Here is a 26,560-nt window from a genome sequence, read left to right as displayed (position 1 = left end):
ACCACCGGCCACCGCCGCCCCACCCCACCCATCCAGCGCAACCCCACCCCCCACATGCAGTCACGTCACTCGCCACCCACCCCCCGACGGACTTGCCTGGACCCGTGCCCCCACACCCCCGCCCCCGTATCCACCCCCACCCCCGTATCCACCCCCACCCCCGTATCCGCCTCCGCCACACCCTCTCCGCCACCCTCCTCACCCTCGCCTGCCTCCTCACCCCCTGCGGAGCCCTCGCCGCCTGGGCCGCCCACGCCCTCTCCGACACCGGCCGGTACGTCGACGCCATGGCCCCCCTCGCCACCGACCCCCGCGTCCGGGACGCCGTCGCGGCCACCGTCCGGGACAGCGTGTTCACCCAGCTGAACCCCGGCCCCACCCCCCGCACCACCCGCGTCTTCGTGCACGACGCCGCCCGCTCCTTCACCCGCACGAAGGCGTTCCGGGCCGGCTGGGACACCGCCAACCACACCGTTCACGCCGCCCTCGTCCGCGCCCTGCGCGAGCCCCGCCCGGCCGGCGCCGGCCGCCCCGTCACCGTCGACCTGGCCCCCGTCACCGCCCGCGTCAAGCACCAGCTCGCCCACGACCACGTACCGTTCGCGCACCGCATCCCCGTACGGCACACCGCCGTCACCGTGCTCGGTGCCGCCGAGACCGACCGGCTGCGCAAGGGCTACCACGCGCTGGACGTCGCCGCCTTCTGGCTCCCGCTGGCCGCCGTCGCCTGCGCCGTCACCGGCATCGCGGTCGCCGCCCGCCGCCGCCACGCCGTCACCGCCGCCGGCCTCGGCACCGCCCTGGGCGGCGCGCTGCTCGGCCTGGCCGTCGCCGTCGGCCGCCGCCTCACCCTGGCCGAACTGCCGGGCGCGGTGCACGGCCCGGCCGCCGGAGCGGTCTACGACGCGCTCACCGCCACCCTGCGCACCGCCGCCTGGCTACTGGTCGCCCTCGGCCTGACCGTCGCCCTGGCCTCCTGGCTGACCGGCCACTTCCTCAACCGCCGAAACCACCACCGGAACCACGACCGAAACCGCGCCCCAAACCACCACCGGAACCACGACCGCTCACCCACCGTTTCCCCTCCCGGAACGCAGGGGGAACTTTCCGACCCTTCTCCCCGTCTTTGATGAGGGATTTGAAGGATTCGAGGAAGGACCGAGCGGAAGGCCGGGACGTGAACTTGGACACCAGGGCCGCCGCATGGGCGGTCCCCCGGCACGTACGCCGCAGACGCACCGGCCGACGCATAGCCCTGACCAGCGCGTTCCTGCTGTTCGCCGGCCTCAGCGTGGTGCTCGGCTGCCGGACCGCCGACACCGACGCCATCACCCCGGTACCGCAGCTCCTGGCCTTCCTGCCCTGGCTGCTCATACCCCTCGGCGTGGCCCTGCTGATCTCCGTCTACACCCACTGGTGGTTCGGCGCGCTGTGGGGCGTGGTCCTGCTCGGCCTGCTGGCCTGGTTCCTCCAGCCCTACGGCCGCACCGGCGACCCCGTCGGCCCGGCCTACGCCGAACTGCGCGTCCTGACCGCGAACGTCGAGTTCGGACAGGGCACCGACGCCCTGGTCGACGCCGTCCGCCGGGAGGAACCGGACCTGGTCTTCGTCCAGGAGTGCGAGCAGAGCTGCGAGAAGATCCTCCGCCGGGACCTGGCCAAGACCTACCCGAACCGGCAGGCCGTCGAGGGCGGCGGCTCGGAGGGCTCCGTCATCCTCAGCCGCTTCCCGCTGCGCGCCGCGAAGGGCGTCAAGGGCACGATGGGCATGCCCGGCGCCGTCGCCGAGGTCAAGGGCGTCGACGTACGGCTCCAGCTCGCCCACCCCATGCCCCCGGTGCCCGGCCAGGTGGGCCTGTGGCGCAAGGAACTGGCCGCGCTGCACGACGCCGTCGCCCAGGACGACAAGACCCCCACCGTCCTGGCCGGCGACTTCAACGCCTCCCAGGACCACGCCGCGTTCCGCCCGCTGCTCGACACCGGACTGCGCGACGCGGCCCGGCTGGCCGGCTCCGGCCGCACCCCGAGCTGGCCGTCGCGGACCACGCCCACCTTCGGCGTGCAGATCGACCACGTGCTGGTCTCGGAGGACTTCACCTCGCGCGAGGCCCGCTTCCTCGACCTGTCCGGCACCGACCACCGGGCCCTGCTCGCCGACCTCACCCTGCACCGGGCCGGCTGACCCGGCGCAGAGCGAGGACCCTGCGCGCTTGGCTACGCGTTTGGCTACGCGCTTGACTACACGCTTGGCCACGCGCTTGGAATCAAACGCCGATGTCGGCGCCGTCCGCGCGCCACACCGCCACGACCGCCGGACGGACGATCTTGCCGGGCCCGTCCGGCCAGGTGCTGGCCGGGTTGTCCACCGTGGCGCCGGTGATCTCGCCCGGGTGCTGCACGGCGACCAGGACCCGCCGGTCCTGCACCAGCGGACCGCAGGTCTCGGCCCCGGTCGGCACGGTCAGGAACTGCTTCAGCTCACCGCGCCGCTCCCCGGCCGTCGCGACGCCGAACAGGCCGTCGTGGGTGCCGAGCGCGTTGCCGTCGGTGGAGATCCACAGGTTGCCGTGGTCGTCGAAGGCCACGTTGTCCGGGCAGGAGATCGGGCTGACCGACTCCTTGGGGAAGCCCGCGAAGTACGTCGAGGAGTCCTCCGGGTCACCGGCCACCAGGAACAGCGACCAGCCGAACTTCAGGCTGTCCGCGCGGCTCCGGTGCTCGGTCAGCTCCAGGATGTGCCCGTGCTTGTTGGCGTTGCGCGGGTTGGCCTCGTCCGCCTTGGCGTTGGAGCCGACGCCCCGGTTGGTGTTGTTGGTGAGGGCGACGTACACCTTGCCGGTCTTCGGCGACGGCTCGATGTCCTCGGGCCGGTCCATCTTGGTGGCGCCGGCCTTGTCACCGGCGAGCCGGGTGAAGACGCACACCTCCTCGGCGCTCATCCCCTCGACGTGCGAGACGGCACCGTCCTCGCCGGCGGTGACCAGCGGAATCCAGACACCGCTGCCGTCGAACTCGCCGTCGCTCGGCAGCGTCCCCGTCCCGTCGATCTCGATCGCCGGGGAGTCCCCGGTCAGCTTGGCGACGTACAGCGTCCCCTCGTCGAGCAGCGACAGGTTGTGCTCGCGCACCGCCCGCGACGAGCCCTTCTTCATCCGCTTGCTGCCGACGAACTTGTAGAAGTAGTCGAACCGCTCGTCGTCGCCGGTGTAGACGACGGGCCGGCCGTCCGAGGTCAGCCGCACGGTGGCCGCCTCGTGCTTGAACCGCCCGAGCAGCGTGTGCTTGCGCGGGGTGGACTCCGGGTCGTACGGGTCGAACTCGACGACGTAGCCGAAGCGGTGCACCTCGTTGGGCTCCTGGGCGACGTCGAACCGCTTGTCGAACCGCTCCCACTTGCGCTCGGTGGCGCCGGTGCCGATGCCGTACCGGGTGTCGGTGGTCCGGCTGCTGTTGGCGAAGTACTGGTTGAAGTTCTCCTCGCCGTGCAGCGTGGTGCCCCACGGGGTGGTGCCGCCGGAGCAGTTGTTGAGGGTGCCGAGGACCTTCTTGCCGGTCCGGTCGACGGAGGTCCTGACCAGGTCCGACCCGGCGGCCGGGCCGGTCAGCCGGAACTCGGTGGTGGCGGTGACCCGGCGGTTGAGCCGGTGCCGGGGGACGGGCGTCAGCGCACCGGTCCGCCGGTCCTCCTCCATCACGACGGCGGACAGCCCGTGCGCCGCCCACGCGACCTCGACCTGGTCCCGGGTCGGGTTTTCCGCGTCGTAGCCGCGGAACATGAGCACCTCGTCGGTGTACTCGTGGTTGGCCACGAGCAGCTGCCGGCCCCGCTCCCCGTCCAGCGGCAGCAGCGCGAGGAAGTCGTTGTTGTACCCGAACTGGCCGGCCTGGGCCTTCGCGGTCTGGTTGTCCGGGTCGAAGGCGGGCGCGCCGCGCAGGATGGGCTCGCCCCAGCGGATCACGACGTTCTGCCGGTACCCGTCCGGTACGACGACCGCGTCCTCCAGGTTGGGCGCCACGGGCGTGAACCGCAGCCCCCGCGCCCCCTTCGGTTTCTCCTGGTGCCCATGCCCCTTCCCGGCCGCGGGCGCCGCCTGCGCCTGCCCGGCGCCCCCGACGGTGACCGCGCCGGCGCCCGCCGCGGCGACGGTGACCACGGCGGCGGCCCGCATCATCGAGCGGCGGCTGAGCGCGCCGGCGATGACATCACCGACGTATGCGTTGGCACTGGTGTTGGGCACCTCGTGGAAGCAGGCGTCACCACACCGGAAACGGCACGTCATGGCGGAACGGCCGCCAGGGTGGGAATCGGACGGTGTTCCGATCAACGGCAGCAGCTTGCGCACTTTGCTCTCCCCTTGGATGCCCTTGGTGTCAGCGTGACCGTAGGGGCACATATGTGCGGCAGCCGGGCGCCGGGGTGAACGGAGGGTGAACCCACGTCGATCGTCCGGGAGTTGACCGCCACCGCGGCGCCATCCGCGCGGCGGCCGGAAGCGGCTCTTGACGCGGGCGCGGTCCGTGTGCCAGACCCTGGCCAGGAACGGAAGCGGAGGCCGCTAACCTTACGTGTCCGTCCTGGCCAGGGATTGACGGGCTTCAACTCATGCGAAGGGTTGCGCACATGGGCATTCTCACTCTCCTGCGGAACGCGTTCGGCCGCTCACGCAAAGCGCGGTCCGCCCAGCCGGAGGAGGCCACACAGGAGACGGCCCCGTCGCCGGAACCGACGCCGGCTCCCGCGGAGCCCACGGCGGAACCGAGGGTCCCGGCCCAGTCCCGGCCCGAGCCCGAGCCCGACCCCGACCCGGTGGTCCCGGAGCCGCGCACGTCCACCGAGGACACCGCCGAGCCGTCCGCCGACGTACACGAACTGGTCACCGCGGCCTTCGACAAGGTCACACCCCCGACCCCGTCCGACTCCCCGGAAACAACCCAGTCACCCCGGGAACCCGACCCCGAGCCGGCCTCCGAACCGGACCCCACCCCCGAGCCGACCTCCGAAGCCGACCCTGAGCCCGCACCGGTCTCCGACGCCCCCGAGCCCGACCCCGACCCCGAGCCCAAGCCGGCCTCCGAAGCCGACCCTGAGCCCGCACCGGTCTCCGACGCCCCCAAGCCGGTCTCCACCCCCGAGCCCGACCCCGAGCCCAAGCCGGCCTCCGAAGCCGACCCCGAGCCCGCACCGGTCTCCGACGCCCCCAAGCCGGTCTCCGCCTCCACTCCCGACCCCGAGCCGGTGACCGAGTCGGCCCCCGCCCCCCTCCAGCCCGACCCAACACCAGACCCCACCCCGGAACCGGACCCGGAACCCACCCCGGAACCGACCCCCGACCCCACCCCCACCCCCGAACCCGCAGCCGCCACCGGCGAGGAACCCCCACAGGGGCCACCCGCACCCGAAGACGAAAGCAGCACGGGCGGTGCGGGTGGGAAAACGAACAAGGCCGAAGCCGAAGGCGAGGCCAAGAAACCCACCACCCCCGCCCTCCTCCCCGCCCTCCTCCCCGCCCACAAATCCGCCGCCACCACCCTCAAGAAGCACGACCTCACCGGCACCCGAGCCAAGGTCTACCTCGTCCTGGACCGCTCCGCGAGCATGCGCCCGTACTACAAGGACGGCTCCGCCCAGGCCCTCGCCGACCAGACCCTCGCCCTCGCCGCGCACGTCGACCCCGACCCCACGGTCCCGGTCGTCTTCTTCTCCACGGAGATCGACGGAACGACCACCCTCACCCTCTCCGACCACGAGAACAAGATCGACACCACCCACGCGGAGCTGGGCCGCATGGGCCGCACCAGCTACCACGCCGCCGTCGCCGAGGTCCTCGCCCTCCACGACAAGTCGGCCGACCCCACCGCCCCCGCCCTGGTGATCTTCCAGACGGACGGCGCCCCCGACGCGAAGACCCCCGCCACCCAGGCCCTCACCGCGGCCGCCGCGTCCCACCCCGCCGTCTTCTTCTCCTTCGTCGCCTTCGGTGACCCGGAGAACAAGGCGTTCGACTACCTCCGCAAGCTCAAGACCGGCAACACCTCGTACTTCCTGGCCGGCCAGAACCCCCTGGAACTGACGGACAAGGAACTGTACGAGGGCGTACTGGCCACCTGGCGCCCCTGAAAAGCCCTCCCCGCACCACCCCCGGCCGCCCCCTCCCCCCCGGTTTAACGGGAGGCGGGCGGCCCACCCATGTCGGCTACGATTTCAAGGTTCGTCTACGTAAACGCCACGACCTGGGAGCAGCCCCCCGATGGCTCGACACCTCATCACCAGCGCCCTTCCGTACATCAACGGGATCAAGCACCTGGGCAACATGGTGGGGTCCATGCTCCCGGCCGACGTCTACGCCCGCTACCTGCGCCAGCGCGGCCACGACGTCCTCTACGTCTGCGGGACCGACGAGCACGGCACCCCCGCCGAGCTGGCCGCCAAGGCCCAGGGCGTCCCGGTGGACACGTTCTGCGCGCAGGCGCACGACGCCCAGAAGGCGATCTACGACGGCTTCGCCCTCGCCTTCGACCACTTCGGCCGCAGTTCCTCGGCGCAGAACGCGGAGCTGACCCAGCACTTCGCGCGCCGCCTCAACGAGAACGGTTTCATCGAGGAGCGGGCGATCCGCCAGGTCTACTCGCCCGCCGACGGCCGTTTCCTCCCGGACCGCTACGTCGAGGGCACCTGCCCGCACTGCGGCTACGACAAGGCCCGCGGCGACCAGTGCGAGAACTGCACCCGCGTACTGGACCCCACCGACCTGATCGACCCGCGCTCGGCGATCTCCGGCTCCACGGACCTGGAGGTGCGCGAGACCAAGCACCTGTTCCTCCTCCAGTCCAAGCTCCAGCACGAGGTCGAGGCGTGGATCGACGAGACCGCCGGCGAGTGGCCGCAGCTCGCCTCCTCCATCGCCCGCAAGTGGCTGACCGAGGGCCTGCACGACCGCGCGATCACCCGTGACCTGGACTGGGGCGTCCCGGTCCCGGCCGACACCTGGCCGGAGCTGGCCGCCGAGGGCAAGGTCTTCTACGTCTGGTTCGACGCCCCGATCGAGTACATCGGCGCGACGAAGGAGTGGGCGGACGCCGCCCCCGACGAGAACCGCGACTGGCGCTCCTGGTGGTACGGCCCGGACGGCGCCGACGACGTCCGCTACACCGAGTTCATGGCGAAGGACAACGTCCCCTTCCACAGCGTGATGTTCCCGGCCACCGAGATGGGCGTCCGCGAGCCGTGGAAGAAGGTCGACTACCTGAAGGCGTTCAACTGGCTGACGTACTACGGCGGCAAGTTCTCCACCTCCCAGCGCCGCGGTGTCTTCACCGACCAGGCCCTGGACATCCTGCCCGCCGACTACTGGCGCTACTTCCTGATCGCCAACGCCCCGGAGTCCGACGACACCTCCTTCACCTGGGAGCACTTCACCGCGACGGTCAACAAGGACCTCGCCGACACCCTGGGCAACTTCGTCAACCGCGTCCTGTCCTTCTCCAGGAAGCGCTTCGGCGACGAGGTCCCGGCAGGCGGCGAGCCGGGCGAAGCCGAAGCGAAGCTGGGCGCGCAGATCGCCGAACTCCTCGCCGAGTACGAGACCCAGATGGAAGCCCTCCAGTTCCGCAAGGCGGCCGCCGCCCTGCGCGCCCTGTGGTCGGCCGGCAACTCCTACCTGGAGGAGAAGGCCCCCTGGCTGGAGATCAAGACCGACAAGGACGGCGCGGCCCTCACACTGCGCACGGCGATGAACCTGATCCACCTCTACGCGGTGGTCTCCGAGCCCTTCATCCCGGCGTCGGCGAAGGCCATGCGCGCGGCCTTCACCCTCCCCGACTCCACCGCGACCTGGGTCACCCCGGACGAGGCCCGCACCCTCACCACCCTCGCCGCCGGCATCCCCTTCACGGTCCCCCCGGTCCTCTTCGCCAAGATCACCGACGAGGACCTGGAGTCCTACAAGGAGCGCTTCGGCGGCGCCCCCGCGTAACCTCCCGCCCCCGGCCGCCCCTCCTCTTCCCCTGACCGTGAAGCCTTGGTGACGCCCACGACGCCCACCGCGTCACCAAGGCTTCACGGTCTATTTGCCGGACGTATAAAGTTTGCTCACCCGCACGGCACTCGAACGCCTATCCGTCGCGCGGGTGTGCGTCGCGGTCATCGCCGACCGGTACGCAGCTGAATCCGCACCGCGTACCGAGGGACCGTCGTGAAGCGCATCCTCATCCGATCCGGCAAGAGCCCGTTCCACGTGGCGAGCCCGGCCGAATTCATCCACCAGGACCTGATCGGCACCAACACCGGCAACCTCATCTTCAGCGACTCCGCGCACAAGATGCTGTCCGCACCGGACACCGAGGTCGTCTCCAACGGCATCCGCACCAACTCCTCGCCCGAGCGGGCCGCCGAGATCAACGAGCAGTACGACGTCTTCGTCGTGCCGCTCGCCAACGCCTTCCGGCCCACCTTCCAGGCGTCGCTGGACCGCCTCTCCACCCTGATCGAGCAGCTCACCATCCCGGTGGTGGTCTTCGGCGTCGGCGCCCAGGCTCCCGACGACTACGACACCGACTGGCTCGGTCCGATGGAGGCGTCGGTCAAGCGCTTCGCCACCGCCGTCCTGGAGCGCTCCGCCTCCATCGGCGTCCGCGGCGAACTGACCGCCGACTACCTGAACGCCCTCGGCTTCCGGGACCTCGACATCATCGGCTGCCCGTCGATGTTCCTGTACGGCGACACCTTCCCCGAGATCCGCCCCGCCGAGCTGACCGCCGACTCCCGCATCGCGCTCAACCTGTCGCCCAACGCGATACCCGTCGGCGACATCTCCGGCATCGCCCGCCACGCCCACGAGAACTACCCCCACCTCACGTACTACGCGCAGAACACCGTCGACGCCGAGCTGCTGCTGTGGGGCGACACCAGCCCCGAGTCCGGGTACACCGACCCCTTCCCGCTCCAGCTCAGCCACCCGCTCCTCCAGGAGAACAAGGTCCGGATGCCCCTGGACCCGGCCACCTGGATCAAGGAACTGGGCGGCTACGACTTCGCCTACGGCACCCGCATCCACGGCAACGTCGCAGCCCTGCTGGCGGGCACCCCGAGCGTCGTCCTCACCCACGACTCGCGCACCCTGGAGCTGTGCCGGTACTTCGACATCCCGCACCGCCAGCTCGCCGGCCTGCCCGCCGACACCGACCCGCGCGACCTGTACGAGAGCGCCGACTTCTCGGCGATGCTCAAGGGCCACGGCGAGCGCTTCCAGCGGATCGTCGCCTTCCTGGACCGCAACGGCCTCAAGAACACCTATACGCACGGTGACGGCGGTGCCGCCTTCGACGCCCGCATGGCCGAGCTGGAGCTGCCCGCCTCGATGCCGGTGTGGGACGGCTCGGACGACGGGCAGCTGCGCTACCGCTTCAGCCGGCTGCGCGAGCAGCTCACGGCGGCCGGTGAGAAGACCCGGGAGCAGGCCCGCAAGCAGGCCAAGGAGAACAAGGAGCTGCGCGCCAAGCTCGCGGGGGCCGAGAAGCGCGCCGCCGAGACGACGGCGAAGCTGGACGCCCTCGCCAAGGAACTGGCCGCCACCCGCAAGGCGCTGACCGCCGTCGACCGCAGGGTCACCGGCATCGACAAGCGCCTCCTGGTCCGCCTCGGCCCGGCCCTGCGCCGCCGCACCCGCAAGCTGTCCGGCGGCTCCAGCGGCTCCAGCGGCTCCGACAAGAGCTGATCCGCGGCGGGAACACCGACACACGCCGAGCCCACGCCGAGCCCACACCGAGCCCACACCGAGCCCACGCCAAGCACACCGAAGGGGCCCGGGACGGTCGCACCGTCCCGGGCCCCTCCGTCGTACCGGCGCCTACTTCGGCTGCGGCCCCCGCACCGACAGGTGCAGCTCCCTCAGCCGGGACTCGTCCAGCTCGGTCGGCGCGCCCATCATCAGGTCCTGGGCGTTGCCGTTGAGCGGGAAGGCGATGGTCTCGCGGATGTTGGGCTCGTCCGCCAGCAGCATCACGATGCGGTCGACGCCGGGGGCGATGCCACCGTGCGGCGGGGCGCCGAAGCGCAGCGCGCGCAGCATGCCGGCGAACTCCCGCTCGACGGTCTCCGCGTCGTAGCCGGCGATCTCGAACGCCTTCAGCATGATGTCGGGCTCGTGGTTGCGGATCGCGCCGGAGGACAGCTCCACGCCGTTGCAGACGATGTCGTACTGCCAGGCCAGGATGTCCAGCGGGTCCTGGGACTCCAGGGCCGCCATACCGCCCTGCGGCATCGAGAACGGGTTGTGGGAGAAGTCGATCTTCCCCGTCTCCTCGTCCTTCTCGTACATCGGGAAGTCGACGATCCAGCAGAACCGGAAGACGTTCTCCTCGAACTGCCCGGCCCGCTTGGCGGCCTCGACCCGCACCGCGCCCATGATCTTGGAGACCTCGTCGAACTCGCCCGCGCCGAAGAACACCGCGTGCCCGGCGGCCAGCGACAGCCGCTTGGTCAGCTCCGCGACGTTCTCCTCGGTCAGGAACTTCGCGATCGGGCCGGTCAGCGAGCCGTCCTCGGCCACCCGCACCCAGGCCAGGCCCCTGGCGCCCTGGGCGACCGCGTAGTCGCCGAGCTGGTCGAAGAACTTGCGCGGCTGACCGGAGACGTCCGGCACCGGCAGCGCGCGCACGTGCTTGCCGGCGAACGCCTTGAACTCCGAGCCCGCGAAGACGTCGGTGAGGTCGACCAGCTCCAGCTTGGCGCGCAGGTCCGGCTTGTCGGAGCCGTACTTGAGCATCGCCTCGCGGAACGGGATGCGCGGGAACGGGGACGTCACCTCGCGGCCGCCGCCGAACTCCGTGAAGAGTTCCGTCATCAGCTTCTCGATCGGCTGGAAGACGTCCTCCTGCTCGACGAAGCTCATCTCGACGTCGAGCTGGTAGAACTCGCCCGGCGAGCGGTCCGCGCGGGCGTCCTCGTCGCGGAAGCAGGGCGCGATCTGGAAGTACCGGTCGAAGCCCGAGATCATCAGCAGCTGCTTGAACTGCTGCGGAGCCTGCGGCAGCGCGTAGAAGCGGCCCGCGTGCAGCCGGGAGGGGACCACGAAGTCGCGGGCGCCCTCGGGGGAGGTGGCGGTCAGGATCGGCGTCGCCATCTCGTTGAAGCCGAGCGCCACCATCTTGCTGCGGATCGCGGAGATCACCGACGTGCGCAGCATGATGTTGCGGTGCATGCGCTCGCGGCGCAGATCCAGGAAGCGGTACTCCAGCCGCCGCTCCTCGTTCACCCCGTCCTCGGTGTTGATGGTGAACGGCAGCGGCTGGGCGGCGCCGAGCAGCTCCACCTCGCCGACCTCGACCTCGACCTCGCCGGTGGGCAGGTCGGGGTTGATGTTCTCGGCACCGCGCGAGACGACCTTGCCGTCGACCCGGACGGTCGACTCCTTGGTCAGCCGGTCCAGCGCCTGGTAGGCGTCCGTACCCGGACGGGCGACGAGCTGGGTGATGCCGTGGTGATCGCGCAGATCGATGAAGAGGATGCCGCCCAGGTCGCGCCGATTGTGCAGCCAGCCGCTCAGCCGGACGTCGCTGCCGACGTCAGAGGCGCGGAGCTCGCCGCAGGTGTGGGACCTGTACCGATGCATCGTCGTTCATCCAGTCTTCGCTGATCGGGGATGGCGTTTCACATTCGCGTTTCACGTGAAACAACCCCAGCGTACCGGGCACCCGCTCCCCGCTTCCTCCCCATTGCCACGGCCGTGACCGGTGGCAGCCCCCGATCACCACTCCATACAGTGGAGCAATGCGCACTGGTGAGCCCCTGCCCGCCGTGGGGGACGTCCTGGCCGCCCTCGCGACCGGTCTGTGGCACTGGGACACGGCCACCGAGTTCGTCACGGTCGACGCCGAGGCGGCCCGGCTGCTCGGGCTGCCCGCCCGCGGCGCCAGCCTGCACCAGGCCCAGGTACGGTCCCGGCTGCACCCGGTCGACTGGAACGAGATCACCGGCGTCGTCCGGCTCGCCGCCACCGAGGGCACGGTCGCCGAGGTGCGCATCCGGATCATGGACGAGCAGGGCCGGGTCGTCCGGGTGGTCCGCAGCCGCTCCAAGCCCTCCTTCGACCCCGAGGCCCAGGCGTACCGCCTGATCGGCACCCTCCAGGAGGTCACCGAACCGGCGCCGGGCACCGCCGCCGGACGCAGCGCGGTCACCGGCGACTGGCGCCGCTCCCGGGAGGCGTTCCTGCTGGACGCGGGCCGGGCGCTGGCCGAGGCACGGTCGACCGAGGAGGTGCTGCGGGTCGCGGCGGGCCTGTCGATGCCGGGGTTCTCACCGGACGGCCTGGCGGTCTTCGGCGTCCAGGGCGACGAGCTGGCCATCATCGGCCACCGCACCGAGCCGGAGCACCAGGACAGCCCGTTCGCGCGGATGGGGCTGGAGACCGACTACCCGGCCGCCGAGGTGGTCCGCACCGGCCGGGCCGTCTACCTCTCCTCCCCCGAGGAGTACGCCGCCCGCTACCCGCTGACCTGGCCGCTCGCCAAGCGCTACCGCCGCCGTTCCTGGGCGTTCCTGCCGCTGACCGTGGCGGGCCGCACGATGGGCGCCTGGATGGCCGCGTTCTCCTACCCGGTCGCGTTCACCCCGGACGAGCGGTCGGTGCTGACCACGGTGGCCCGGATGATGGCGCAGGCGCTGTCCCGGGCGAGCGCCGACGAGACCACGCGGGAGCTGACCGACGGCCTCCAGCGCTCCATGCTGCCCGCGGTCGGCCCGGAGATCCCGGGCGTGCGGATCGCCGCCCGCTACGTCCCGACCGGCGGCGGACTCCAGGTGGGCGGCGACTGGTACGACGTGATCCCGCTGCCCGGCGGCACCCCCTCCGGGGGCGACCGGCTCGCCCTGGTCATCGGCGACGTACAGGGCCATGACGTACGGGCCGCCGGGCTGATGGGCCAGTTGCGCATCGCGCTGCGCGCCTACGCCTCCGAGGGCCACCGCCCCGACGCGGTGCTCTCCCGCGCCTCCCGCTTCTTCCACGGCCTCACCCGGGCCGCCGAGGACCCCGGCGACTTCCGCTTCGCGACCTGCCTCTACGTCGAGGTCGACCCCGCCACCGGCACCGTGGAGGCGGCCCGCGCCGGCCATCTGGACCCGGCGGTGCGGATGACGGACGGCACGGTGCTGATCCGGGCCACGGCCGGCGGGCTGCCGCTGGGCATCGACCCGGACTGCGACTACCCCACCACCCGGCTCAGCCTGGCGCCCGGTGAGACGCTGATGCTGATCACCGACGGCGTGCTGGAGACCGGCGGCCACGACCTGGAGTCGGGCTGGCTGCGGCTGAGCGCCGGACTGAAGGATCTGCCGGTCGGCGACCCGGAGGAACTGGCCGACGCGATGGTCCAGGCCGTGCACGGGCCCTCCTCCCACCACACCACCGGTCCGCTGGCCGACCGCCGCGAGGACGACATCGCCCTGCTGCTGCTCCGCCGGGGCGACGAGGCCGGTGACCGCGGCGACCCGGCCCGCCCCCGTCCGCCGGGCCGCCGCACCATGCTGACGGTCGCGCAGGCCGAGCCGGAGCGGATCGGCACCGCGCGCCGGCATCTGCGCGACCTGCTGCACGACTGGCCCAGCGAGGACCAAAAGGACTCGGCGGTGCTGCTGCTCTCCGAGACGCTGACCAACGTCCTGGTGCACACCGACGCCGACGCGCTGGTGGTCGCCGAGGTCACCGGCGCCCCGGGCGAACGCCGCATCCGGGTCGAGGTCACCGACACCGGCCAGGAACTGCCGCACAAGCGCACCCCGGGCGAGATGGCGTCCTCCGGACGCGGCCTGATGCTGATCGAGATGCTCGCCGACGAGTGGGGCGTCGCCCCGCGCGGCGAGGGCAAGAGCATCTGGTTCGACCTCTACGAGGGCTCCCCGGGGCCGGAGCTCGCCGTGTCCGTGTAGCGGTGCTGCAACTCCCGGACGATCCCGAACCCGGCGGCGGTCAGCGGCACCGCGAGGAGCATCCCGACGATGCCCGCGACCGAGGCGCCCGCGGTCAGCGCGAGCAGCACCACCACCGGGTGCATGTGCACGGTCCGGCTCTGGATCACCGGCTGGAGCACATGCCCCTCCAGCAGCTGCACGGCCACCACCACGCCCAGCGCCCACAGCGCGATGACGAACCCCCGGTCGGCCAGCGCCACCAGCACCGCCGCCGCTCCCGAGAGGAACGCCCCGAGGTAGGGGATGTAGGCCCCGACGAGCACCAGCGCGCCGAGCCCGAACGCGCCCGGCACCCCCAGCACGAGCAGCCCGACCGTGATGCAGACGGCGTCGATCAGCGCGATCAGCGTGGTGCCCCGCATGAACCCCTCGACCGCCTCGAAGGCCCGCCGGGCCATCGCCTCGGTCATGTCGGCGCCGCTGTGCGGCACCAGCGCCCGCACCGTGCCGACGGCCCGGTCGGAGTCGCGCAGGAAGAAGAAGACCAGGAGCAGGGCGAGGACCGCCATGGCGATCATCTCGCCCACCACACTCACGCCGCTGATCACCCCGGAGGCCGCCGTCCCGCCGAACTTGCCGAGCAGTTTCCGCCCATTGGCGGCGAGGTCGTCCAGCGAGGTGCCGGCCGCGCCGAGGTGGTCGGCGAGGTCCTGGGCGGAGGTGCGCAGCGAGTCGACGATCTGGTCGCCGCTGTCGACCAGGGCGGCGACCACGATGTAGACGGCGCCGCCGACCACGGCCAGCACGGCGACGCAGGTGAGCAGCGCGGCCAGCGACCGCTGCACATGGACCGCGACCAGCCACCGGTACAGCGGGCGCAGCAGCGCGGTACCGAGCAGCGCGAGCAGCACCGGCGTCACGGTGGTCCGGAACTCGACGCAGATCCGGATGCCCACGTAGACGACGCCGGCGGCCAGCAGGATGACGACGCACCAGGAGGCGAACCGGCGCACGGGCACGGGGAGCAACAGCACGCCCCCAGCCGATCACGCACCGGGCGGGCCGTCCTCCCGGAACGGCCCGCCCGGGTGACGCGGTGTCAGCCGCCGGTGGTCAGCTCTCCGGCCCCGGCCTCCGTCATGCCATGCACCGCCGGGACGCTGCCGAGCCGCCCCTTCTGGAAGTCCTCGAACGCCTGCTGGAGCTCGTCGCGGGTGTTCATGACGAACGGCCCGTAGTGCACCATCGGCTCCCGGATCGGCTGCCCGCCGAGCAGCACGACCTCCAGGTCGGGGGTGCTCCCGTCCTGCTTCTCGTCGGCCCGCACGGTCAGCGAGCCGCCCGCCCCGAAGACGGCCGCCTGCCCGGTGTGCACCGGCCGCCGCTCGGCCCCGACCGAGCCGCGCCCGGCGAGCACGTACGCGAGGCCGTTGAAGTCCTCGCGCCAGGGCAGGGTCAGCTCGGCGCCGGGCGCGAGGGTCGCGTGGATCATCGTGATCGGCGTGAAGGTCGATCCCGGGCCCTGGTGGCCGTCCAGCTCCCCGGCGATGACCCGGACCAGCGCGCCTCCGTCCGGGGAGGTCAGCAGGGCCACGGTGCCGCCCCGGATGTCCTGGTACTTGGGGGCCATCATCTTGTCCTTGGCCGGCAGGTTCACCCACAGCTGGAGCCCGTGGAACAGCCCGCCGGACATCACCAGCGACTCCGGCGGCGCCTCGATGTGCAGCAGTCCGCTGCCCGCCGTCATCCACTGGGTGTCGCCGTTGGTGATGGTGCCGCCACCGCCGTGGCTGTCCTGGTGGTCGAAGATCCCGTCGATGATGTAGGTGACGGTCTCGAAGCCGCGGTGCGGGTGCCAGGGGGTGCCCTTCGGCTCCCCGGGCGCGTACTCCACCTCACCCATCTGGTCCATCATGATGAACGGGTCGAGGTGGCGGTAGTTGATCCCGGCGAACGCGCGGCGCACCGGGAAGCCCTCGCCCTCGAAACCGCTGGGCGCGGTGGTCACGGTGAGCACGGGACGGGCCACCGCGTCGGCGGGCGCGGTCACGCGGGGGAGCAACAGCGGGTTCTCGACGGTCACGGCAGGCATGTCGACCTCCTTGGGCGGCGTACGACCCACTTTAGTTGAGCGTTGAACTTCTTGCTACCCCAGAACCACGGAAGCCCGGAGGGCATTCCCTCCGGGCTCCACCGTCATACGTCCGCGCGGGCAGGATCAGCCGTACATGCGGCGCATCGCAAAATCGACCATCTGTTCGACGGCCTTGGCGTCGAACACCATCCGGTGCTCGCCCTCCATGTCGAGGACGAACCCGTACCCGGTCGGCAGCAGGTCCAGCACCTCGGCGCCGGTGATCACGAAGTACTTGGATTCCTTGCCCGCGTACCGGCGCAGCTCCTTGAGCGTGGTGAACATCGGGATCACCGGCTGCTGGGTGTTGTGCAGGGCGAGGAAGCCGGGGTTGTCGCCGCGCGGGCAGTACACCTTCGAGGTCGCGAAGACCTGCTGGAAGTCCTCGGCGGCCAGCTGCCCGGTGGTGAAGGCCCGCACGGCGTCCGCGAGCGAGGGCGGCGACGGCTCCGGGTACAGCGGCGGCTGCTGCTGCCCGTATCCGCCGGACATCGGCTGCTGGGGCGGCGCGTACTGCTGCTGGCCCGCGGTCTGGTCGTAGCCGTACATGCCGCAAGAGTAGCGATTGAATCCTCCCCTCCCTGAGCAAGGGAAGGGGATTTCTGGTTCAGGCCGCCTTCCGGAGCGGCGCTCCGGAAGGTCTTGTGCCCTCGACACCAGCCGGGTTGAGACCAGCCCGGAGGAGCATGACGCGTGCGGAGTTCTTGTCCCTGGGGGATGTATGTCCGCAGGCGGTGCAGGTGTAGGTGCGTACACCCAGCGGCAGGGGGTGCTTGGCTCTCGCACCGCACTGCGCGCAGTCCATCGTGGTGTGCGCGGGGTGGACCAGACGGATGTCCCGCCTGTGTTTGCGGCCCATCTCGACCAGAGCCGCCTTGGTGGCGCCGATGGCGGCGTCGGCGGCCTTGCGGGCCATGGTGGATCTGGCGAGGAAGCGCGGCCGGAAATCCTCGACGGCGATGGCGTCGTGGTCACGGACCACTTTTTTGGCCCATTTACGGCCAGTGTCCTGCCGCTGCCGCGCGACCTTCCGGTATGCCTTCGCCCGCAGCTTCCTCGCCTCGCGGTAACCCTTTGACGCGGCCCGGCCCTTCATCGGCCGTCGACGGGCCATCATCCGGTCGTACCGGGCAAGCCTGGCCCGCGCCTTCATGCCGTGCCCAGGATTCGGCAGGTCGTGCGCGTCGGAGGTAGTGGTCGCGGTCTCCCGCACTCCCCAGTCCACGCCGAGTACCCGGCCGGTCCGTGGCAGGGGTTCGACGGTGGCGGAGACGACGAAACTCGCGTACCAGTGACCGAGGCTGTCTTGGTACACGCGGACCGAGGACGGCGCGGCGGGCAGGTCACGTGACCACACCACCGTTACGGCGATGCCGCCCGCCAGATGCAGTCGGCCGTCCGTCAGCCGGAACCCGCGCCTGGTGTAGTTGAGGGTGGGCAGGGCGTCGCGCTTGGTCTTCCACGTCGGCATCCCGGCCCGGCGCGCCACGGGCAGCCGCCCTGTGATGTCCTTCTGCGCCTTGGCTCGGGAGCGGCCGAAGTCACGGACGGTCTGCTGCTGGACCACCGACGAGCCCGCCCGCAGCCACGGTGTACGGGCCCGCGCCTCGGTCAGCATCCGGTCCAATCGCGCCGGACCGCATGTGGCCTTCGCCCCGGTGGCCTGGTTGTGCCGGTGCACGGCCCGGGACTTGGCGACACACTCGTTCCACACCCAGCGACAGCGGTCCCACTCCGCCATCAGCGCGGTACGGGCAGTGGACGGCACCCGCAGCCGATACGTGTACCGGGCATGTCCTGAACCCGCAGCCGCCGACATACTTCCCATCCCCCTCGTCACCCCTCCAAAGGACCATACGTACGACAGCGGCACATACGCCCTCGATCCTCAGGCCGTCACCACGATCAGTGACCACCGGCACACGCGTTCGCCCCCCTCGACCATGCGGCCTCCTCCAGACCTCACGGCGCCTCCTCAAGAAATAGGTGAAGAGTCACAGATGGAGCGGCCGGGGTTGCGGCTTATTACCGACGGGTAGCATCATCGTAGCTACTAGTTGGTACGTGTACGAGAGCGCGAGGAGTCAGTGCCTCGCCGTCCCTCTAGGGATCTAGGGAGCCGTCGCCATGGGGCACTACAAATCGAATCTCCGCGACATCGAGTTCAACCTCTTCGAGGTGCTGGGCCGCGACAAGGTGTACGGCTTCGGCCCGTTCGAGGAGATGGACGTCGAGACCGCCAAGAGCGTCCTCGCGGAGCTGACCCGGCTCTCCGAGAACGAGCTGGCCGCCAGCTTCGAGGACGCCGACCGCAACCCGCCGGTCTTCGACCCCGAGACGAACACCGCGCCCGTCCCGGCGTCCTTCAAGAAGAGCTACCAGGCCTTCATGGACTCCGAGTACTGGCGGCTCGGCCTGCCCGAGGAGATCGGCGGCACCACCGCGCCGCGCTCCCTGATCTGGGCCTACGCGGAGCTGGTGCTCGGCGCCAACCCGGCCGTGTGGATGTACTCCTCCGGCCCGGCCTTCGCCGGCATCCTCTTCGACGAGGGCAACGAGGTCCAGAAGAAGATCGCGAAGATCGCCGTGGACCGGCAGTGGGGCTCCACCATGGTGCTCACCGAGCCGGACGCCGGCTCCGACGTCGGCGCCGGCCGCACCAGGGCGGTCCAGCAGCCGGACGGCTCCTGGCACATCGAGGGCGTCAAGCGCTTCATCACGTCCGGCGAGCACGACATGTCGGAGAACATCCTCCACTACGTCCTCGCCCGGCCGGAGGGCGCCGGTCCGGGCACCAAGGGCCTGTCCCTCTTCCTGGTGCCGAAGTACGAGTTCGACCCGGAGACCGGCGAACTGGGCGCGCGCAACGGCGCCTACGCCACCAACGTCGAGCACAAGATGGGCCTGAAGGTCTCCAACACCTGCGAGATGACCTTCGGCGACCGCCACCCCGCCAAGGGCTGGCTGATCGGCGACAAGCACGACGGCATCCGGCAGATGTTCCGCATCATCGAGTTCGCCCGCATGATGGTCGGCACGAAGGCCATCTCCACCCTCTCCACCGGCTACCTCAACGCGCTGGAGTACGCCAAGGAGCGCGTCCAGGGCCCCGACCTGGCCAACTTCATGGACAAGACGGCGCCCAAGGTCACCATCACCCACCACCCGGACGTCCGCCGCTCGCTGATGACGCAGAAGGCGTACGCCGAGGGCATGCGCGCCCTGGTGATGTACACCGCCTCCGTGCAGGACACCATCCAGGTCAAGGAGGCGAACGGCGAGGACTCCACCGCCGACCACGCCCTCAACGACCTGCTGCTGCCGATCGTCAAGGGCTACGGCTCGGAGAAGGCGTACGAGCAGCTCGCCCAGTCGCTCCAGACCTTCGGCGGCTCCGGGTTCCTCCAGGAGTACCCGGTCGAGCAGTACATCCGCGACGCCAAGATCGACACTCTCTACGAGGGCACCACCGCGATCCAGGGCCAGGACTACTTCTTCCGGAAGATCGTCCGCAACCAGGGCGCCGCGCTGAACTCGCTGGCCGAGGACATCAAGAAGTTCCTCGCGCCGGCCACCGGCGGCGACGAACTGGCCGGTGCCCGCGAGCACCTGGCCAAGGCCGCCGTCGAGCTGGAGTCCCTCGTCGGCCTGATGCTCACCGACCTCGCCGCCACCGAGAGCGACGTCAAGAACATCTACAAGGTCGGGCTCAACACCACCCGCCTGCTGCTCGCCTCCGGTGACGTGGTCGTCGGCTACCTGCTGCTCAAGGGCGCCGCGATCGCCGCCGAGAAGCTGCCGACCGCCTCCGCCAAGGACAAGTCCTTCTACACCGGCAAGATCGCCGCCGCGAAGTTCTTCGCCGCGAACGTGCTGCCCGGCGTCACCCTGGCCCGCAAGGTCGCCCAGGGCGTCGAGCTGGACCTGATGGAGCTGGACGAGGCCGCGTTCTGAGCCCCGCGTAGCGATGGGCCCGCTCCCGGCACGGCGGGGGGCGGGCCCGCGCCCGTAGTTACAGTGGCCCCATGAGCGAACCATCCCGCTTCGACCGCGGCCACACCGATGACCTGATGTCCTTCCTCGCGGCGTCCCCGACGCCGTACCACGCCGTGGCGAACGCCGCCCAGCGGCTGGAGAAGGCAGGCTTCAGGCAGGTCGCGGAGACGGACGCCTGGGACGCGACGAGCGGCGGAAAGTACGTGCTGCGCGGCGGCGCGATCATCGCCTGGTACGTCCCCGAGGGGGCCGAGCCGCACACCCCCTTCCGCATCGTCGGCGCCCACACCGACTCCCCCAACCTGCGCGTCAAGCCCCGCCCCGACACCGGGGCGCACGGCTGGCGCCAGGTCGCCGTGGAGATCTACGGCGGCCCGCTGCTGAACTCCTGGCTCGACCGCGACCTGGGCCTGGCCGGCCGGCTCACCCTGCGCGACGGCAGCACCCGCCTGGTGAACGTCGACCGGCCCCTGCTGCGCGTCCCCCAGCTCGCCATCCACCTGGACCGCAACGTCACCGCGGACGGCCTCAAGCTGGACAAGCAGCGCCACCTCCAGCCGGTCTGGGGCCTCGCCGACACCGTCCGCGACGGCGACCTGATCGCGTTCCTGGAGGAGGAGGCGGGGCTGGACGCCGGTTCGGTCACCGGCTGGGACCTGATGACCCACTCGGTCGAGGCCCCGGCCTACCTGGGCCGCGACCGGGAGCTGGTGGCCGGCCCGCGGATGGACAACCTGCTCTCCGTGCACGCCGGGGTGGCCGCGCTGGCCGCCGCCGCGACCCACGCGAACGGCACGGGACTGTCGTACATCCCGGCGCTGGCCGCCTTCGACCACGAGGAGACCGGCTCGCAGTCGGACACCGGCGCGGACGGGCCGCTGCTCGGCACCGTGCTGGAACGCTCGGTGCTGGCGCGCGGCGGTACGTTCGAGGACCGGGCCCGGGCCTTCGCCGGCACCGTCTGTCTGTCCTCCGACACCGGCCACGCCGTGCACCCCAACTACGCGGAGCGGCACGACCCGACGCACCACCCGCGGGTCAACGGCGGCCCCATCCTCAAGGTCAACGTCAACAACCGCTACGCCACCGACGGTTCGGGCCGCGCGGTCTTCGCCGCCGCCTGCGAACGGGCCGGCGTGCCCTTCCAGTCCTTCGTCTCCAACAACTCCATGCCGTGCGGCACCACCATCGGCCCGATCACCGCCGCCCGGCACGGCATCCGCACCGTGGACATCGGCACCGCGATCCTGTCGATGCACAGCGCCCGGGAACTGTGCGGCGCGGACGACCCGCACCTGCTGGCGAACGCGCTGGTGGCGTTCCTGGGTGGCGACAAGTAAGTACGGGGCACCGCATGGCTGTTGCCTCCCGGGGTAACCGAACGGAACCGGATCGCCCGGAAGGACCGGAACCGACCGGATCTCTAGGGAGGCAACACCATGGGCCTCGGCGGATGCATCATCCTCATCGCCGTGGGAGCCATCCTCACGTTCGCGACCGACTGGGACATGCAGGGCGTCAATCTGGACCTGGTCGGCGTCATCTTCATGATCGTCGGCCTGATCGGCGTCGCGACCTTCAGCAGCATCGCCCGCAGGCGGCGCGTCGTGATGCCGCCGACGACTCCGGTCGTCGAGGAACGGCCCCACTCGCGCGACGGCTACAACAACGGCTACGGCGCCTGACCGTCCCGGGCGTCGGCCCGCCGTCCGGGCGTCAGCCCGTCGGCCCAGCGCCGGCGTCACGGGCCGGGCGACGGGGAAGCGATCCCGGCATGAGATTCCTCGTGTACGACCGGCTGCTCGGCTTCGGTGACGACTACTGGATCGAGGACGACCGCGGCGCCAAGGTCTTCCTCGTCGACGGCAAGGCGATGCGGCTGCGGGACACCTGGGAGCTGAAGGACACCCAGGGCCGGGTCCTGATCGACATCCACCAGAAGATGTTCGCGCTGCGCGACACGATGGTGATCGAGCGGGCCGGCGAACCGCTGGCCACCATCCGGCGCAAGCGCCTCTCCCTGCTGCGCAACCACTACCGGGTCGCCCTCGCCGACGGCAACGAACTCGACGTCAGCGGCAAGATCCTCGACCGGGAGTTCGCCATCGAGTACGACGGCGACCTGCTGGCCGTCGTCTCCCGCCGCTGGCTGACCGTCCGGGACACCTACGGCCTGGACGTCGTCCACGAGGACGCCGATCCGGCACTGCTGATCGCCCTGACGGTGTGCGTGATCCACCTGGCGGAGAAGGAACGGGAGAAGGAACAGGAGAAGGAGCAGGAGCAGGAATAGGGACAGGAGCGGGAGAGGGAGCGGGAGAGGGAGAAGGGAGCGGGAAAAGGGAGCGGGCGGACGGCGGAAGGGGCGTCGCGCCCGGGGCTGTACCACGGCCCTGGCATCCGCGCGGTCAACACGGGCCTACGATCGTCACACGAAAGCACTGCCGGGGTACCGCACAGCAGCGTAACTTAGCCTCCCAAGACGCCCGCAGCCCGCCGCCCGCCCACCCTGTACCGACCGCCGAGGGGTCCCGTTCCGTGAGTCTGCATCCCACCCTCCAGCCCTACGCCGACGCCTGGACTCACTCCATCGAAGCGATATCCGAGCTGGTGCAGCCGCTCGTGGAAGCCGAGTGGAACCGCCGTACGCCGTGCCCCGGCTGGTCCGTGCGCGATGTCGTCTCCCATGTCATCGGCCTGGACTCGGAGATGCTCGGCGACCCGCGCCCCATCCACACGCTGCCGCGCGACCTGTTCCACGTCACCAACGACCACCAGCGCTACATGGAGATGCAGGTCGACGTCCGCCGGCACCACACGGCGCCGGAGATGACGGCCGAGCTGGAGTACATGATCATCCGGCGCAACCGGCAGCTGCGCAACGAGTCCCGCGACCCGGGCGCCAAGGTGCGGGCCCCGCTCGGCACCGAGCTGACCCTGGAGGAGTCGATGCGCCGGCACGCCTTCGACGTGTGGGTGCACGAGCAGGACCTGCGCGCCGCCCTCGGCCGCCCCGGCGACCTCGACTCCCCCGGCGCGCACGTCGCCCGTGACGTGCTGCTCGGCGAGCTGCCGCGGATCGTCGCCGAGGACGCGGACGCGCCGCGCAGCTCGGCGGTGGTCTTCGACGTGCACGGCCCGATCGAGTTCCTGCGCACGATCCGGGTGGACATCCAGGGCCGCGGCACCCTGGAGACGGCCCCCGCGCTGGGCCCGGCCGCCACCCTGACCCTGGACTGGGAGACGTACGTCCGCCTGGCCTGCGGCCGCACCACGCCGGAGGCGGTGACCGACCGGGTGAAGGCGGAGGGCGACCCGGAACTGACGACGGCGATCCTGCGGCACTTCACGGTGACCAGGTAAGAGGCGGTACTTGCCAGCCCGTCCGGGGGCGGCAGCCCCCGGACGGGCTCCGCACGGACGCCGGGCGCCTACACCGGCACGTGCACGGAAGACACCCGACTGGCCACCAACCGCTCCCGCTCCCGCCGCGCCGCCCGCCTGCGCAACCGCAGTATCTGGCTGACCCCGAGCACCTGAAGTACGAACACCGCCGAGAACGCCACCGCGTAGTCGTCTCCCGTCGCGTCCAGCAGCACCCCGATCGCCAGCAGCGTCGTCATCGAGGCGATGAAACCGCCCATGTTGGTGATCCCGGACGCGGTGCCCTGCCGCTCCGGCGGATTGGCGGGACGCGAGAAGTCGAAGCCGATCATCGAGGCCGGGCCGCAGGCCCCCAGCACCACGCACAGCAGCACCAGCAGCCACGTCGGCGCGTGCTCGGCCGGGTAGGCCAGCGTCGCCGCCCACGCGGCCGCCGTGGCCGCCACGGTGGTCAGCGCCAGCGGCAGCCGCGCCCCGTGGTGCCGGGCGACGACCTGCCCGTAGACCAGGCCGATCACCATGTTGGACAGCACGACGAGGGTGAGGAACTCGCCCGCCGTCGCCCGGGACATCCCCTGCGCCTCGACCAGGAACGGCAGGCCCCACAGCAGAGTGAAGACCATCCCCGGGAACTGCGTGGTGAAGTGCACCCACATGCCCAGCCGGGTCCCCGGCTCCCGCCAGGACGCGGCGATCTGCCGCCGTACGTAAGCCGCCCCCTGGTGCGGGAACGGCGCCGGCTCGTGGCCCTCGGGGTGGTCCTTCAGGAAGAGCAGCAGCAGGACCAGGACCACCACGCCCGCCACCGCGCTGCCGGCGAACGCCGCCGTCCAGCCGATGCCGTGCAGCAGCCGGGCGATGACCAGGGTGGAGACCAGGTTGCCGGCCATGCCGACCAGACCGGCCAACTGGGCGACCAGCGGGCCGCGCCGGGCCGGGAACCAGCGGGTGCCCAGGCGCAGCACGCTGATGAAGGTCAGCGCGTCGCCGCAGCCGAGCAGCGCCCGGGAGGCGAGCGCGGTGCCGTACGAGGGGGAGAAGGCGAAGCCGAGCTGGCCGAGCGTGAACAGCACGACGCCGATGCCCAGCACCTTCTTGGTGCCGAGCCGGTCCACCAGCAGGCCGACGGGTATCTGCATGCCGGCGTAGACCAGCAGTTGGAGGATGGAGAAGGTGGACAGCGCGGAGGCGCCCACGTCGAAGCGTTCGACGGCGTCCAGGCCGGCCACCCCGAGCGACGTGCGGAAGATGACGGCGACGAAGTACACGGCGACGCCGACGCCCCAGACGGCGATCGCCCGCCGGCCGCCCGGGGGATCGCCGGGCAGCGTGGTGCCGGCGCTGCTCATCGGACCTCACCCCGGGCCAGGTGGGAGACCCAGCCGACGTGCCGGCCGACGACGCCGACGGCCGCCTCGGTGTCGCCCGCGCGCAGCGCGTCCAGGATCTCCTGGTGCTCGACGATGGTCTTGGCGATCCGGTCGGGGTGCGAGTGCATCACCGCGACGCCCATCCGCAGCTGGCGGTCGCGGAGTTGGTCGTAGAGGCGGGACAGGATCTCGTTGCCGCCGCTGCGCACGATCTCGGCGTGGAAGCAGCGGTCGGCGACGGCCGCGGCGGCGTAGTCACCGGCCGCGGCGCGCTCCCGGTGCTCGTCGAGGAGTTCCGCCAGCCGGTCCAGCAGGGAGGGCGAGGCGGGTACGGCCTTGCGGGCCGCGTGTTCCTCGACCAGCAGCCGGGTCTCCACCACGTCCGCGATCTCCTGCGCGGAGACCGGGAGGACGAGGGCGCCCTTCTTCGGGTAGAGCCGGATCAGCCCCTCCACCTCGAGGCGCAGCAGCGCCTCGCGCACCGGGGTGCGGGAGACCCCGACGGCCTCGGCCAGTTCGCCCTCGGTGAGCAGGGTGCCGCCCTCGTAGCGGCGGTCCAGGACGCCCTGCTTGACGTGCGCGTACACGCGGTCGGCGGCGGGAGGTTGTTTCACGGCCATGGTCATGCCCACAGGATAGATACAACAGGGACGCATGAAAGGAACCGTCCGCGATGCGGACGCCCCTTCTCGCACAGGAATTCACAGGGCAACCATTCGCCCTTCTCATGAGTCGGAACCTGGACGCGGCCTCATGCTGTTCAGATGATGAACTGACCTCAACTCGGCCGCACCGCCGGTGAATTCCAGACAATCGGGGTACCTTACGTGAAAACCGTCAATCAGGGCTTTCGCCTCCGCAGGGCCGTCGCCGTCGTCGTGACGAGCGGCACCATGCTGGCGACCGGTGTCCTCACCGCGGCGCCGGCCCAGGCCGTCACGACGCCGAGCATCACCGCCAAGGGCGGGTTCCTGATGAACAGCGCCTCCGGCAAGACGCTCTACAGCAAGTCCGCCGACACCAAGCGGCTGACCGCCTCCACCACAAAGATCATGACCGCCAAGGTGGTGCTCGGGCAGAAGAACCTGAACCTGGACGCCAAGGTCACCATCAAGAAGGCGTACAGCGACTACATCGTCTCCAAGGGCGCCTCGTCGGCCCGGCTGATCGTCGGCGACAAGGTCACCGTCCGCCAGCTCCTCTACGGGATGATGCTGCCGTCCGGCTGCGACGCCGCGATGGCGCTGGCCGACAAGTTCGGCTCCGGCTCGACCGTCTCGGCCCGCACCAAGAACTTCATCGCCAAGATGAACTCCACGGCCAAGAGCCTGGGCATGACCAAGACGCACTTCGACTCGTTCGACGGCATCAGCAATGGGTCCAACTACTCCACGCCGCGCGACCTGACCAAGCTCGCCCGCAGCGCGATGAAGAGCTCCACGTTCAAGACCGTGGTGAAGGCCAAGTCGTACAAGGCGAAGACCGTCACCAAGAGCGGCTCCACCCGCACCATGGCGACCTGGTCGAACACCAACACCCTGCTGGGCTGGAACGGCACGCTGGGCGTGAAGACCGGCTCCGGCTCCTCCGCCAAGTACTGCCTGGTGTTCGCCGCCACCAAGAACGGTGAGTCGGTGGTCGGCGCGGTGCTCACCTCGTCCTCGGCGGCCAACCGCACCTCGGACGTGAAGAAGCTCGTCAACTACGGCTACGCCAAGATCAGCTGACGTCGGGCCACGAGTCGCGCGAGGGGGTCCACCGCCGGCG

General features: G+C 70.9%; 20 protein-coding genes. 12 read left to right on the top strand and 8 right to left on the bottom strand.

Annotated elements, in window-relative coordinates; all coding sequences use genetic code 11:
• Positions 1 to 104 precede the first annotated feature (104 nt).
• Entirely contained in the window at positions 105 to 1,130 is a 1,026-nt protein-coding gene (locus tag ACTT8P_RS21170; RefSeq protein WP_442833254.1) for a hypothetical protein, read from the top strand.
• A gap of 53 nt (positions 1,131 to 1,183) precedes the next feature.
• Positions 1,184 to 2,182, top strand: a complete 999-nt coding sequence (locus tag ACTT8P_RS21165; RefSeq protein WP_442833279.1) for an endonuclease/exonuclease/phosphatase family protein — start codon at positions 1,184 to 1,186, stop codon at positions 2,180 to 2,182.
• An 82-nt stretch (positions 2,183 to 2,264) separates the two neighbouring features.
• On the opposite strand, the gene ACTT8P_RS21160 is transcribed toward ACTT8P_RS21165, so the two are convergent.
• Positions 2,265 to 4,343: a PhoX family protein gene (locus tag ACTT8P_RS21160; protein ID WP_442833253.1), complete on the bottom strand. Its 2,079-nt coding sequence runs from the start codon at positions 4,341 to 4,343 to the stop codon at positions 2,265 to 2,267.
• Between the two features lie 278 nt (positions 4,344 to 4,621).
• Between ACTT8P_RS21160 and ACTT8P_RS21155 the strand changes: the two genes are divergently transcribed.
• From ACTT8P_RS21155 to ACTT8P_RS21145, 3 genes are all read left to right on the top strand, one after another.
• Complete coding sequence (locus ACTT8P_RS21155) at positions 4,622 to 6,118, top strand: VWA domain-containing protein (protein ID WP_442833252.1); 1,497 nt, start codon at positions 4,622 to 4,624, stop codon at positions 6,116 to 6,118.
• A 130-nt stretch (positions 6,119 to 6,248) separates the two neighbouring features.
• A complete protein-coding gene (metG, locus tag ACTT8P_RS21150) occupies positions 6,249 to 7,973 on the top strand; it encodes a methionine--tRNA ligase (protein WP_442833251.1) in 1,725 nt (574 codons plus the stop codon).
• 219 nt (positions 7,974 to 8,192) lie between these two features.
• Complete coding sequence (locus tag ACTT8P_RS21145; protein WP_442833250.1) at positions 8,193 to 9,713, top strand: polysaccharide pyruvyl transferase family protein; 1,521 nt, start codon at positions 8,193 to 8,195, stop codon at positions 9,711 to 9,713.
• 132 nt (positions 9,714 to 9,845) lie between these two features.
• On the opposite strand, the gene aspS is transcribed toward ACTT8P_RS21145, so the two are convergent.
• The gene (gene aspS, locus ACTT8P_RS21140) at positions 9,846 to 11,609 is read right to left on the bottom strand and encodes an aspartate--tRNA ligase (RefSeq protein WP_442833249.1); all 1,764 of its coding nucleotides are present in this window, start codon (positions 11,607 to 11,609) and stop codon (positions 9,846 to 9,848) included.
• A 158-nt stretch (positions 11,610 to 11,767) separates the two neighbouring features.
• Between aspS and ACTT8P_RS21135 the strand changes: the two genes are divergently transcribed.
• The gene (locus ACTT8P_RS21135) at positions 11,768 to 13,927 is read left to right on the top strand and encodes an ATP-binding SpoIIE family protein phosphatase (RefSeq protein ID WP_442833248.1); all 2,160 of its coding nucleotides are present in this window, start codon (positions 11,768 to 11,770) and stop codon (positions 13,925 to 13,927) included.
• Here ACTT8P_RS21135 and ACTT8P_RS21130 read toward each other — a convergent pair.
• The 4 genes from ACTT8P_RS21130 to ACTT8P_RS21115 all read right to left on the bottom strand — a co-directional run bounded on the left by ACTT8P_RS21130 (position 13,885) and on the right by ACTT8P_RS21115 (position 17,862).
• On the bottom strand, positions 13,885 to 14,943 hold the full coding sequence (locus ACTT8P_RS21130) for an AI-2E family transporter (RefSeq protein WP_442833247.1): 1,059 nt from the start codon (positions 14,941 to 14,943) through the stop codon (positions 13,885 to 13,887). The two genes, ACTT8P_RS21135 and ACTT8P_RS21130, sit on opposite strands and share 43 nt — an antisense overlap.
• A gap of 65 nt (positions 14,944 to 15,008) precedes the next feature.
• Complete coding sequence (locus ACTT8P_RS21125) at positions 15,009 to 16,001, bottom strand: pirin family protein (RefSeq protein WP_442833246.1); 993 nt, start codon at positions 15,999 to 16,001, stop codon at positions 15,009 to 15,011.
• A gap of 126 nt (positions 16,002 to 16,127) precedes the next feature.
• Positions 16,128 to 16,592 carry an SseB family protein gene (locus ACTT8P_RS21120; protein ID WP_361158600.1) on the bottom strand — a complete coding sequence of 155 codons (465 nt, stop codon included), beginning with the start codon at positions 16,590 to 16,592 and terminating at the stop codon, positions 16,128 to 16,130.
• Positions 16,593 to 16,650: 58 nt separating this feature from the next.
• Positions 16,651 to 17,862: an RNA-guided endonuclease InsQ/TnpB family protein gene (locus ACTT8P_RS21115; protein WP_442833245.1), complete on the bottom strand. Its 1,212-nt coding sequence runs from the start codon at positions 17,860 to 17,862 to the stop codon at positions 16,651 to 16,653.
• Between the two features lie 308 nt (positions 17,863 to 18,170).
• Between ACTT8P_RS21115 and ACTT8P_RS21110 the strand changes: the two genes are divergently transcribed.
• From ACTT8P_RS21110 to ACTT8P_RS21090, 5 genes are all read left to right on the top strand, one after another.
• Positions 18,171 to 19,997: an acyl-CoA dehydrogenase gene (locus tag ACTT8P_RS21110; RefSeq protein WP_442833244.1), complete on the top strand. Its 1,827-nt coding sequence runs from the start codon at positions 18,171 to 18,173 to the stop codon at positions 19,995 to 19,997.
• 71 nt (positions 19,998 to 20,068) lie between these two features.
• Entirely contained in the window at positions 20,069 to 21,379 is a 1,311-nt protein-coding gene (locus ACTT8P_RS21105) for a M18 family aminopeptidase (protein WP_442833243.1), read from the top strand.
• Positions 21,380 to 21,478: 99 nt separating this feature from the next.
• Positions 21,479 to 21,724, top strand: a complete 246-nt coding sequence (locus ACTT8P_RS21100) for a DUF6458 family protein (RefSeq protein ID WP_215167808.1) — start codon at positions 21,479 to 21,481, stop codon at positions 21,722 to 21,724.
• Positions 21,725 to 21,813: 89 nt separating this feature from the next.
• A complete protein-coding gene (locus tag ACTT8P_RS21095) occupies positions 21,814 to 22,332 on the top strand; it encodes an LURP-one-related/scramblase family protein (RefSeq protein ID WP_442833242.1) in 519 nt (172 codons plus the stop codon).
• A gap of 245 nt (positions 22,333 to 22,577) precedes the next feature.
• On the top strand, positions 22,578 to 23,402 hold the full coding sequence (locus ACTT8P_RS21090) for a maleylpyruvate isomerase family mycothiol-dependent enzyme (RefSeq protein ID WP_442833241.1): 825 nt from the start codon (positions 22,578 to 22,580) through the stop codon (positions 23,400 to 23,402).
• Between the two features lie 68 nt (positions 23,403 to 23,470).
• On the opposite strand, the gene ACTT8P_RS21085 is transcribed toward ACTT8P_RS21090, so the two are convergent.
• The gene (locus ACTT8P_RS21085; protein ID WP_442833240.1) at positions 23,471 to 24,772 is read right to left on the bottom strand and encodes an MFS transporter; all 1,302 of its coding nucleotides are present in this window, start codon (positions 24,770 to 24,772) and stop codon (positions 23,471 to 23,473) included.
• The gene (locus tag ACTT8P_RS21080; protein ID WP_442833239.1) at positions 24,769 to 25,419 is read right to left on the bottom strand and encodes a GntR family transcriptional regulator; all 651 of its coding nucleotides are present in this window, start codon (positions 25,417 to 25,419) and stop codon (positions 24,769 to 24,771) included. The genes ACTT8P_RS21085 and ACTT8P_RS21080 overlap by 4 nt, the downstream gene beginning before the upstream one ends.
• Before the next feature lie 267 nt (positions 25,420 to 25,686).
• Between ACTT8P_RS21080 and ACTT8P_RS21075 the strand changes: the two genes are divergently transcribed.
• Positions 25,687 to 26,520, top strand: a complete 834-nt coding sequence (locus ACTT8P_RS21075) for a D-alanyl-D-alanine carboxypeptidase family protein (RefSeq protein ID WP_442833278.1) — start codon at positions 25,687 to 25,689, stop codon at positions 26,518 to 26,520.
• Positions 26,521 to 26,560: the final 40 nt, after the last annotated feature.

It is taken from the genome of Streptomyces sp. JW3, assembly GCF_052216785.1.
Taxonomy (GTDB): Bacteria; Actinomycetota; Actinomycetes; order Streptomycetales; family Streptomycetaceae; genus Streptomyces.
The sequence above is the reverse complement of the archived record's forward strand: the minus strand, read 5'-3'. Positions and strand labels throughout refer to the sequence as shown.